Annotated in this window: 11 protein-coding genes and 1 pseudogene; 6 read left to right on the top strand and 6 right to left on the bottom strand. The window is 50.7% G+C overall.

The window, feature by feature from the left end; translation table 11 throughout:
- A pseudogene (locus tag ACUU1I_RS17040) lies at nt 1–168 on the top strand (MFS transporter); the annotation flags it as partial.
- Nucleotides 169–216: 48 nt separating this feature from the next.
- On the opposite strand, the gene leuD reads toward ACUU1I_RS17040, so the two are convergent.
- The 5 genes from leuD to leuL form a co-directional block, all read right to left on the bottom strand.
- The gene (gene leuD / locus ACUU1I_RS17045; protein WP_000818230.1) at nt 217–822 is read right to left on the bottom strand and encodes a 3-isopropylmalate dehydratase small subunit; all 606 of its coding nucleotides are present in this window, start codon (nt 820–822) and stop codon (nt 217–219) included.
- A gap of 10 nt (nt 823–832) precedes the next feature.
- Nucleotides 833–2,233 carry a 3-isopropylmalate dehydratase large subunit gene (gene leuC / locus ACUU1I_RS17050; RefSeq protein WP_001140652.1) on the bottom strand — a complete coding sequence of 467 codons (1,401 nt, stop codon included), beginning with the start codon at nt 2,231–2,233 and terminating at the stop codon, nt 833–835.
- Nucleotides 2,234–2,235: 2 nt separating this feature from the next.
- Nucleotides 2,236–3,327, bottom strand: a complete 1,092-nt coding sequence (leuB, locus tag ACUU1I_RS17055; protein WP_000042383.1) for a 3-isopropylmalate dehydrogenase — start codon at nt 3,325–3,327, stop codon at nt 2,236–2,238.
- Nucleotides 3,327–4,898 carry a 2-isopropylmalate synthase gene (gene leuA, locus ACUU1I_RS17060; RefSeq protein WP_000082846.1) on the bottom strand — a complete coding sequence of 524 codons (1,572 nt, stop codon included), beginning with the start codon at nt 4,896–4,898 and terminating at the stop codon, nt 3,327–3,329. The genes leuB and leuA overlap by 1 nt, the downstream gene beginning before the upstream one ends.
- 92 nt (nt 4,899–4,990) lie before the next feature.
- Nucleotides 4,991–5,077, bottom strand: coding sequence for a leu operon leader peptide (leuL, locus tag ACUU1I_RS17065; protein ID WP_001300467.1), 87 nt, complete (start codon nt 5,075–5,077; stop codon nt 4,991–4,993).
- Between the two features lie 659 nt (nt 5,078–5,736).
- On the opposite strand from leuL, the gene leuO reads away from it, so the two are divergent.
- On the top strand, nt 5,737–6,681 hold the full coding sequence (gene leuO, locus ACUU1I_RS17070; RefSeq protein ID WP_005065980.1) for a transcriptional regulator LeuO: 945 nt from the start codon (nt 5,737–5,739) through the stop codon (nt 6,679–6,681).
- 154 nt (nt 6,682–6,835) lie between these two features.
- Here the strand turns inward: leuO and ACUU1I_RS17075 are convergent, their stop codons facing one another.
- Nucleotides 6,836–6,880 carry a hypothetical protein gene (locus ACUU1I_RS17075; protein ID WP_128566915.1) on the bottom strand — a complete coding sequence of 15 codons (45 nt, stop codon included), beginning with the start codon at nt 6,878–6,880 and terminating at the stop codon, nt 6,836–6,838.
- 118 nt (nt 6,881–6,998) lie between these two features.
- On the opposite strand from ACUU1I_RS17075, the gene ilvI reads away from it, so the two are divergent.
- From ilvI to cra, 4 genes are all read left to right on the top strand, one after another.
- Nucleotides 6,999–8,723 carry an acetolactate synthase 3 large subunit gene (gene ilvI, locus ACUU1I_RS17080; protein ID WP_000425635.1) on the top strand — a complete coding sequence of 575 codons (1,725 nt, stop codon included), beginning with the start codon at nt 6,999–7,001 and terminating at the stop codon, nt 8,721–8,723.
- Nucleotides 8,724–8,725: 2 nt separating this feature from the next.
- Nucleotides 8,726–9,217 (top strand): acetolactate synthase small subunit, encoded by a 492-nt coding sequence (gene ilvN, locus ACUU1I_RS17085; protein ID WP_001252744.1) that lies wholly within the window; start codon nt 8,726–8,728, stop codon nt 9,215–9,217.
- A gap of 11 nt (nt 9,218–9,228) precedes the next feature.
- Entirely contained in the window at nt 9,229–9,315 is an 87-nt protein-coding gene (locus ACUU1I_RS17090; protein WP_001303787.1) for a fruR/shl operon leader peptide, read from the top strand.
- 81 nt (nt 9,316–9,396) lie between these two features.
- On the top strand, nt 9,397–10,401 hold the full coding sequence (gene cra, locus ACUU1I_RS17095) for a catabolite repressor/activator (RefSeq protein WP_000762393.1): 1,005 nt from the start codon (nt 9,397–9,399) through the stop codon (nt 10,399–10,401).
- Nucleotides 10,402–10,468 lie beyond the last annotated feature (67 nt).

Consider the following 10,468-nt stretch of genomic DNA (forward strand, 5'->3'; position numbering starts at 1 on the left):
GGGGCAGCTACCACCTTATTTACCAACACTATCTCTACCGGGGTAATTCTGGCTGGTGTTATTCAGGGAGCAATTGCACAAAGTTGGGGGCACTTTGCTGTCTACTGGGTAATTGCGATTATTTCTGTTGTCGCATTATTTTTAACCGCAAAGGTTAAAGACGTTTGATGACGTGGACGATAGCGGAAAGCCCGGTCATTTGACCGGGCAAGGGGTCTAATTCATAAACGCAGGTTGTTTTGCTTCATAAGACGCAATCGCGTCGTCGTGCTGCAGGGTCAGGCCGATGCTGTCCAGACCATTCATCATGCAGTGGCGGCGGAAGGCATCGATGGTAAAGCGATAGGTTTTCTCTCCCGCTTTCACCTCTTGCGCTTCCAGATCCACGTCGAAATGGATCCCCGGATTGGCTTTCACCAGCGCAAACAGTTCGTCCACTTCTGCATCGCTTAATTTCACCGGCAGCAGCTGGTTGTTAAAGCTATTGCCGTAGAAGATGTCAGCAAAACTCGGCGCAATCACCACTTTAAAACCGTAGTCGGTCAATGCCCAGGGCGCGTGCTCACGCGAGGAGCCACAGCCGAAGTTTTCTCGTGCCAGCAAAATGGAAGCGCCCTGATACTGCGGGAAGTTCAGCACGAAGTCCGGGTTTGGCTGTTGGCCTTTTTCATCGAGAAAACGCCAGTCGTTAAACAGATGCGCGCCAAAACCCGTACGGGTCACTTTCTGCAAAAACTGTTTCGGGATGATTGCATCGGTATCGACATTGGCGGCATCCAGCGGAACCACCAGGCCTGTGTGTTTGATAAATTTCTCTGCCATGGTGTGCTCCTTATTTAATGTTGCGAATGTCGGCGAAATGTCCGGTCACAGCAGCAGCGGCAGCCATTGCCGGGCTGACCAGATGCGTGCGCCCGCCGCGCCCCTGGCGGCCTTCAAAGTTACGGTTGCTGGTGGATGCACAACGTTCGCCCGGATTCAGACGGTCGTTGTTCATCGCCAGACACATTGAGCAGCCAGGCAAGCGCCATTCAAAACCGGCTTCAATAAATATTTTATCCAGACCTTCCGCTTCCGCCTGGGCTTTTACCGGGCCAGAGCCGGGAACCACCAGTGCCTGCACGCCTGGCGCGACTTTTCGCCCTTTGGCGATCTCCGCTGCCGCGCGTAAATCTTCAATGCGCGAGTTGGTACAGGAACCGATAAACACTTTGTCGATAGCCACTTCGGTCAGCGGAATACCCGGTTTCAGCCCCATATAGGCCAGCGCTTTTTCTGCCGACGCACGTTCAACCGGATCGGCAAACGAAGCCGGATCGGGAATATTGTCGTTCACGGAAATCACCTGGCCGGGATTGGTGCCCCAGGTGACCTGCGGTGAAATTTCTTCTGCTTGCAGAGTGACAACGGTATCGAAAGTTGCGCCTTCGTCGGTTTGCAGGGTTTTCCAGTAGGCAACGGCGTCGTCGAAATCTTTGCCTTTCGGCGCATGCAGACGGCCTTTGACATAGTTAAAGGTGGTTTCGTCAGGAGCAACCAGACCGGCTTTTGCGCCCATTTCGATCGCCATATTGCACAGGGTCATACGACCTTCCATGCTTAAATCACGAATTGCTTCGCCGCAAAACTCCACCACATGCCCGGTGCCGCCTGCGCTGCCAGTTTTACCGATAATTGCCAGCACGATATCTTTTGCGGTAATGCCCGGCGCGGCTTTGCCCTGGACTTCAATTTTCATGGTCTTCGCACGGCCCTGTTTCAGGGTTTGTGTTGCCAGTACGTGTTCAACTTCGGAAGTGCCGATACCAAAGGCCAGTGCGCCAAACGCGCCGTGGGTGGCGGTATGCGAGTCGCCGCAGACAATGGTCATCCCCGGCAAGGTGACGCCCTGTTCCGGCCCCATTACGTGGACGATCCCCTGATACGGGTGATTCAGGTCATACAGCTCGACGCCAAATTCTTTGCAGTTTTTAATCAGCTCCTGCATCTGGATGCGCGCCATTTCACCACAGGCATTAATGTCTTTGGTCTGGGTAGAGACGTTGTGATCCATAGTGGCGAAGGTTTTGCCCGGCTGACGTACCGGGCGACCGTGGGCGCGCAGACCATCGAACGCCTGCGGTGAGGTCACTTCATGCACCAGGTGGCGGTCGATATATAACAGCGGGGTTTCGTTTTCGGCTTCGTACACTACGTGAGCGTCGAATAATTTTTCGTATAACGTTTTAGCCATGATTACACCCCTTCTGCCACATAGCGGGCAATGATATCGCCCATTTCATCGGTACTAACGGCGGCAGCGCCACGGGCTAAATCCCCGGTGCGAATGCCTTCTTCTAATGCACGGTTAATGGCGCGTTCAATGGCGGAAGCCGCATCATCGGCATCCAGGCTGTAACGCAGCAGCAGTGCCAGCGACAGGATTTGTGCAATCGGGTTGGCGATGTTTTTGCCTGCGATATCTGGTGCCGAGCCGCCCGCCGGTTCATACAGTCCAAAACCTTGCTCGTTCAGGCTGGCGGAAGGCAACATGCCCATCGAGCCAGTGATCATTGCGCACTCGTCAGACAGAATGTCGCCAAACAGGTTGGAGCACAGCAGAACGTCAAACTGTGATGGATCTTTAATCAGCTGCATGGTGGCGTTGTCGATGTACATATGCGCCAGTTCGACATCCGGGTATTCCGTGGCGATCTCGTTGACGATTTCACGCCATAAAATAGAGGATTGCAGCACGTTAGCTTTGTCGATTGAGGTGACTTTGTGGCGACGTTTACGAGCAGATTCAAACGCGATGCGGGCAATACGCTCGATCTCAAAACGGTGATACACCTCGGTATCAAACGCTTTTTCATATTGTCCGCTACCTTCGCGGCCTTTTGGCTGACCGAAATAGATGCCGCCGGTCAGTTCGCGCACGCACAGGATGTCGAAGCCGTTAGCGGCAATGTCTGCACGCAGCGGACAGAATGCTTCCAGCCCCTGATACAGTTTTGCCGGGCGCAGGTTGCTGAATAATTTGAAGTGCTTACGCAGCGGCAGCAGCGCGCCGCGTTCTGGTTGCTGGTCTGGTGGTAAATGTTCCCACTTCGGGCCGCCTACCGAGCCAAACAGCACGGCATCGGCTTGCTCACAACCTTCAACCGTCGCAGGCGGCAGTGGTTGCCCGTGGTTATCAATGGCTGCGCCGCCTACATCGTAATGGCTGGTGGTGATGCGCATCGCAAAGCGGTTGCGCACGGCATTCAGCACTTTCAGCGCCTGGGTCATCACTTCCGGACCAATACCGTCTCCCGGCAATACGGCAATATGGTAATTCTTCGACATCACACGGTTTCCTTGTTGTTTTCGTTGTGTTGAGCTTTGCGTTGCAACTCTTTTTCGACTTCTGCGGCACGCCAGATATTGTTCAGTACGTGCACCATGGCTTTGGCGGAGGACTCGACAATATCGGTGGCCAGGCCGACGCCGTGGAAGCGGCGACCGTTGTAGTTGGCGACAATATCCACCTGACCCAGCGCATCTTTACCGTGACCTTTGGCGGTCAGGCTGTATTTCACCAGTTCGACGTTATAGTCAGTGATGCGGTTAATTGCCTGATAGACGGCATCGACCGGACCGTTACCGTTGGCGGCTTCTGCTTTGACTTCTTCGCCACAGGCCAGTTTGACGGCGGCGGTGGCGATATCGTTAGAGCCAGACTGCACGCTGAAGTAATCCAGACGGAAATGCTCCGGCTCTTCTTGCTGCTTACCGATGAAGGCCAGCGCCTCCAGATCGTAATCAAACACCTGACCTTTTTTGTCCGCCAGCTTCAGGAAAGCATCGTACAAATTGTCTAAATTATATTCACTTTCTTTATACCCCATCTCATCCATGCGATGTTTCACCGCCGCACGCCCCGAACGAGAGGTCAGATTCAGCTGGATTTGGTTCAGACCAATAGATTCTGGTGTCATGATTTCGTAGTTTTCGCGGTTTTTCAGCACGCCATCCTGGTGGATACCGGAGGAGTGAGCGAATGCGCCGCTGCCAACAATGGCTTTGTTTGCCGGGATCGGCATATTACAAATCTGGCTAACTAACTGGCTGGTGCGCCATATCTCCTGGTGATTAATGGCGGTGTGGACGTTGAGAATATCCTTACGAACTTTAATCGCCATGATGACTTCTTCCAGCGAACAGTTACCGGCACGCTCGCCGATCCCGTTCATTGCACCTTCCACCTGGCGTGCACCGGCATGTACCGCCGCCAGTGAGTTGCCGACCGCCAGGCCTAAATCGTCGTGGGTATGTACGGAAATAATGGCTTTGTCGATGTTAGGTACGCGTTCATACAGGCCGCTGATGATTCCGGCGAACTCAAACGGCATGGTGTAGCCCACGGTGTCCGGAATGTTGATGGTGGTGGCACCGGCATTAATCGCCGCTTCGACCACTCGCGCCAGATCGGCAATGGGTGTACGCCCGGCATCTTCGCAAGAAAATTCAACATCATCGGTGTAATTACGGGCGCGTTTCACCATATAGATAGCGCGTTCGATCACCTCGTCCAGGGTGCTGCGCAGCTTGGTGGCGATGTGCATTGGGGAGGTAGCAATAAAGGTATGAATACGGAAGGCTTCGGCGACTTTCAGGGATTCGGCCGCCACGTCGATATCTTTTTCCACGCAGCGAGCTAACGCACATACGCGGCTGTTTTTAACCTGGCGGGCGATGGTTTGCACCGATTCAAAATCGCCCGGCGAAGAGACGGGGAAACCGACTTCCATCACGTCAACACCCATACGCTCAAGGGCCAGCGCAATTTGCAGTTTTTCTTTCACACTCAAGCTTGCCTGTAACGCCTGTTCACCGTCGCGCAATGTGGTATCGAAAATAATGACTTGCTGGCTCATGGTTTGGGTCCTTGTCTCTTTTAGAGCGCCTCGCTTCGGGCATAAAAAAACCCGCGCAATGGCGCGGGTTTTTTGTTTGACTGCGTGCTGGCTTAATGCTGGATGCCGCTCACTCGTCTACCGCGCAAAGAAGATGCGTTTAGTAGTAGTAGACCGATAAAGCGAACGATGTGAGTCATTAAATCAGCTCCAGATGAATGCGATATGCTTTTAGAGTTACTGGATACAAAAACGGATGTCAACCCTGACGCAATAAAAACGTCCCGCCAGCGTGAGTTCTGCATCCGTAAAATTAGCTAATTGTGCTACGGTGGTTAAAGTAAGCGATATTAATTTCTGCTTAACTACCGACGCTTTTCATCGGTTGACATATTTCAGCATAAATTTTTGCATCTAATCAACGAGGAAAAAGGGGACAAAATGCACGCGTTGCAAAACCTATCCTAATGATTTGTATTGAATTATATGTTTTGCGATTTTTTTTGATATTGATTTGGTGAATATTATTGATCAATTAATGTTAAGAATTAATGCATTAAATATATAAAATAATTATTAAATAAGCACATTTAATCCATTTTGTAGATGATTGAGTATTCGCGGTAGTTATGATTAGATTGTTTTCGCAACAAAAACATTATGGATTATTATGCTGTGGTAAATGACTCATTCCACGGCAATGGATTCTGTTTTTATCAGAACCCGTATCTTTATGTTTTCCGAATTTTACTCATTTTGCTTTTTCTTATTTTATATGCATGATAAATCATATTCTTCAGGATTATTTCTCTGCATTCCAATAAGGGAAAGGGAGTTAAGTGTGACAGTGGAGTTAAGTATGCCAGAGGTACAAACAGATCATTCAGAGACGGCGGAGTTAAGCAAGCCACAGCTACGCATGGTCGATCTCAACTTATTAACCGTTTTCGATGCCGTGATGCAGGAGCAAAACATTACCCGTGCCGCTCATGTTCTGGGTATGTCGCAACCTGCGGTCAGTAACGCTGTTGCACGCCTGAAGGTGATGTTTAATGACGAGCTTTTTGTTCGTTATGGCCGTGGTATTCAACCGACTGCTCGCGCATTTCAACTTTTTGGTTCAGTTCGCCAGGCATTGCAACTAGTACAAAATGAATTGCCTGGTTCAGGTTTTGAACCCGCGAGCAGTGAACGTGTATTTCATCTTTGTGTTTGCAGCCCGTTAGACAGCATTCTGACCTCGCAGATTTATAATCACATTGAGCAGATTGCGCCAAATATACATGTTATGTTCAAGTCTTCATTAAATCAGAACACTGAACATCAGCTGCGTTATCAGGAAATGGAGTTTGTGATTAGTTATGAAGACTTCCATCGTCCTGAATTTACCAGCGTGCCATTATTTAAAGATGAAATGGTGCTGGTAGCCAGCAAAAATCATCCAACAATTAAAGGCCCGTTACTGAAACATGATGTTTATAACGAACAACATGCGGCGGTTTCGCTCGATCGTTTCGCGTCATTTAGTCAACCTTGGTATGACACGGTAGATAAGCAAGCCAGTATCGCGTATCAGGGCATGGCAATGATGAGCGTACTTAGCGTGGTGTCGCAAACGCATTTGGTCGCTATTGCGCCGCGTTGGCTGGCTGAAGAGTTCGCTGAATCCTTAGAATTACAGGTATTACCGCTGCCGTTAAAACAAAACAGCAGAACCTGTTATCTCTCTTGGCATGAAGCTGCCGGGTGCGATAAAGGCCATCAGTGGATGGAAGAACAATTAGTCTCAATTTGCAAACGCTAACTGAATGCAGAATAGGCCAGACATGAATGTCTGGTTTATTCTGCATTTTTTATTGAATGTAGAATTTTATTCTGAATGTGTGGACTCTCTATTTTAGGATTAATTAAAAAAATAGAGAAATTGCTGTAAGTTGTGGGATTCAGCCGATTTATTATCAATTTAATCCTTCGTAATGGAGGATTTTATCGTTTCTTTTCACCTTTCCTCCTGTTTATTCTTATTACCCTGCATTTATGTCTCTGGCTGCCAATTGCTTAAGCAAGATCGGACGGTTAATGTGTTTTACACATTTTTTCCGTCAAACAGTGAGGCAGGCCATGGAGATGTTGTCTGGAGCCGAGATGGTCGTCCGATCGCTTATCGATCAGGGCGTTAAACAAGTATTCGGTTATCCCGGAGGCGCAGTCCTTGATATTTACGATGCATTGCATACCGTGGGTGGTATTGATCATGTATTAGTTCGTCATGAGCAGGCGGCGGTGCATATGGCCGATGGCCTGGCGCGTGCGACCGGGGAAGTCGGCGTCGTGCTGGTAACGTCGGGTCCAGGGGCGACCAATGCGATTACCGGCATCGCCACCGCTTATATGGATTCCATTCCATTAGTTGTCCTTTCCGGGCAGGTAGCGACCTCGTTGATAGGTTACGATGCTTTTCAGGAGTGCGACATGGTGGGGATTTCGCGACCGGTGGTTAAACACAGTTTTCTGGTTAAGCAAACGGAAGACATTCCGCAGGTGCTGAAAAAGGCTTTCTGGCTGGCGGCAAGTGGTCGCCCAGGACCAGTGGTCGTTGATTTACCGAAAGATATTCTTAATCCGGCGAACAAATTACCCTATGTCTGCCCTGAGTCGGTCAGTATGCGTTCTTACAATCCCACTACTACCGGACATAAAGGGCAAATTAAGCGTGCTCTGCAAACGCTGGTAGCGGCAAAAAAACCGGTTGTCTACGTAGGCGGTGGGGCAATCATGGCGGGCTGCCATCAGCAGTTGAAAGAAACGGTGGAGGCGTTGAATCTGCCCGTTGTTTCCTCATTGATGGGGCTGGGGGCGTTTCCGGCAACGCATCGTCAGGCACTGGGCATGCTGGGAATGCACGGTACCTACGAAGCCAATATGACGATGCATAACGCGGATGTGATTTTCGCCGTCGGGGTACGATTTGATGACCGAACGACGAACAATCTGGCAAAGTACTGCCCAAATGCCACTGTTCTGCATATCGATATTGATCCTACTTCCATTTCTAAAACCGTGACTGCGGATATCCCGATTGTGGGGGATGCTCGCCAGGTCCTCGAACAAATGCTTGAACTCCTGTCGCAAGAATCCGCCCATCAACCGCTGGATGAGATCCGCGACTGGTGGCAGCAGATTGAACAGTGGCGCGCTCTTCAGTGCCTGAAATATGACACTCACAGTGAAAAGATTAAACCGCAGGCGGTGATCGAGACTCTTTGGCGGTTGACTAATGGGGACGCTTACGTGACGTCCGATGTCGGGCAGCACCAGATGTTTGCTGCGCTTTATTATCCATTCGACAAACCGCGTCGCTGGATCAATTCCGGCGGTCTCGGCACGATGGGTTTTGGTTTACCTGCGGCACTGGGCGTCAAAATGGCGTTGCCAGAAGAAACCGTGGTTTGCGTCACTGGCGACGGCAGTATTCAGATGAACATCCAGGAACTGTCTACCGCGTTGCAATACGAGTTGCCCGTACTGGTGGTGAATCTCAATAACCGCTATCTGGGGATGGTGAAACAGTGGCAGGACATGATCTATTCCGGCCGTCATTCACAATCTTATATGCAATCACTACCCGATTTCGTCCGTCTGGCGGAAGCCTATGGTCACGTCGGGATCCAGATCTCTCATCCGCATGAGCTGGAAAGCAAACTTAGCGAGGCGCTGGAACAGGTGCGCAATAATCGCCTGGTGTTTGTTGATGTTACCGTCGATGGCAGTGAGCACGTCTACCCGATGCAGATTCGCGGGGGCGGAATGGATGAAATGTGGTTAAGCAAAACGGAGAGAACCTGATTATGCGCCGGATATTATCAGTCTTACTCGAAAATGAATCAGGCGCGTTATCCCGCGTGATTGGCCTTTTTTCCCAGCGAGGCTACAACATTGAAAGCCTGACCGTTGCGCCAACCGACGATCCGACATTATCGCGTATGACCATCCAGACCGTGGGCGATGAAAAAGTACTTGAGCAGATCGAAAAGCAATTACACAAGCTGGTCGATGTCTTGCGCGTGAGTGAGTTGGGGCAGGGCGCGCATGTTGAGCGGGAAATCATGCTGGTGAAAATTCAGGCCAGCGGTTACGGGCGTGACGAAGTGAAACGTAATACGGAAATATTCCGTGGGCAAATTATCGATGTCACCCCCTCGCTTTATACCGTTCAATTAGCAGGCACCAGCGATAAGCTTGATGCATTTTTAGCATCGATTCGCGATGTGGCGAAAATTGTGGAAGTTGCTCGCTCTGGTGTGGTCGGACTTTCGCGCGGCGATAAAATAATGCGTTGAGAATGATCTCAGTGCGCAATTTGCAGCCCAACATGTCACGTTGGGCTTTTTTTGCGAAATCAGTGGGAACCTGGAATAAAAGCAGTTGCCGCAGTTAATTTTCTGCGCTTAGATGTTAATGAATTTAACCCATACCAGTACAATGGCTATGGTTTTTACATTTTACGCAAGGGGCAATTGTGAAACTGGATGAAATCGCTCGGCTGGCGGGAGTGTCGCGGACCACTGCAAGCTATGTTATTAACGGCAAAGCGAAGCAATACCGTGTGAGCGACAAAACCGTTGAAAAAGTCATGGCTGTGGTGCGTGAGCACAATTACCACCCGAACGCCGTGGCAGCTGGGCTTCGTGCTGGACGCACACGTTCTATTGGTCTTGTGATCCCCGATCTGGAGAACACCAGCTATACCCGCATCGCTAACTATCTTGAACGCCAGGCGCGGCAACGGGGTTATCAACTGCTGATTGCCTGCTCAGAAGATCAGCCAGACAACGAAATGCGCTGCATTGAGCACCTTTTACAGCGTCAGGTTGATGCCATTATTGTTTCGACGTCGTTGCCACCTGAGCATCCTTTTTATCAACGCTGGGCTAACGACCCGTTCCCGATTGTCGCGCTGGACCGCGCCCTCGATCGTGAACATTTCACCAGCGTGGTTGGTGCCGATCAGGATGATGCCGAAATGCTGGCGGAAGAGTTACGTAAGTTTCCCGCCGAGATGGTGCTTTATCTTGGCGCGCTGCCGGAGCTTTCTGTCAGCTTCCTGCGTGAACAAGGTTTCCGTACTGCTTGGAAAGATGATCCGCGCGAAGTGCATTTCCTGTATGCCAACAGCTATGAGCGGGAGGCGGCTGCCCAGTTATTCGAAAAATGGCTGGAAACGCATCCGATGCCGCAGGCGCTGTTCACAACGTCGTTTGCGTTGTTGCAAGGAGTGATGGATGTCACGCTGCGTCGCGACGGCAAACTGCCTTCTGACCTGGCAATTGCCACCTTTGGCGATAACGAACTGCTCGACTTCTTACAGTGTCCGGTGCTGGCAGTGGCTCAACGTCACCGCGATGTCGCAGAGCGTGTGCTGGAGATTGTCCTGGCAAGCCTGGACGAACCGCGTAAGCCAAAACCTGGTTTAACGCGCATTAAACGTAATCTCTATCGCCGCGGCGTGCTCAGCCGTAGCTAAGCCGCGAACAAAAATACGCGCCAGGTGAATTTCCCTCTGGCGCGTAGAGTACGGGACTGGACATCAA

The sequence above is a fragment of the Shigella sp. SIG3 genome (genome assembly GCF_053555855.1).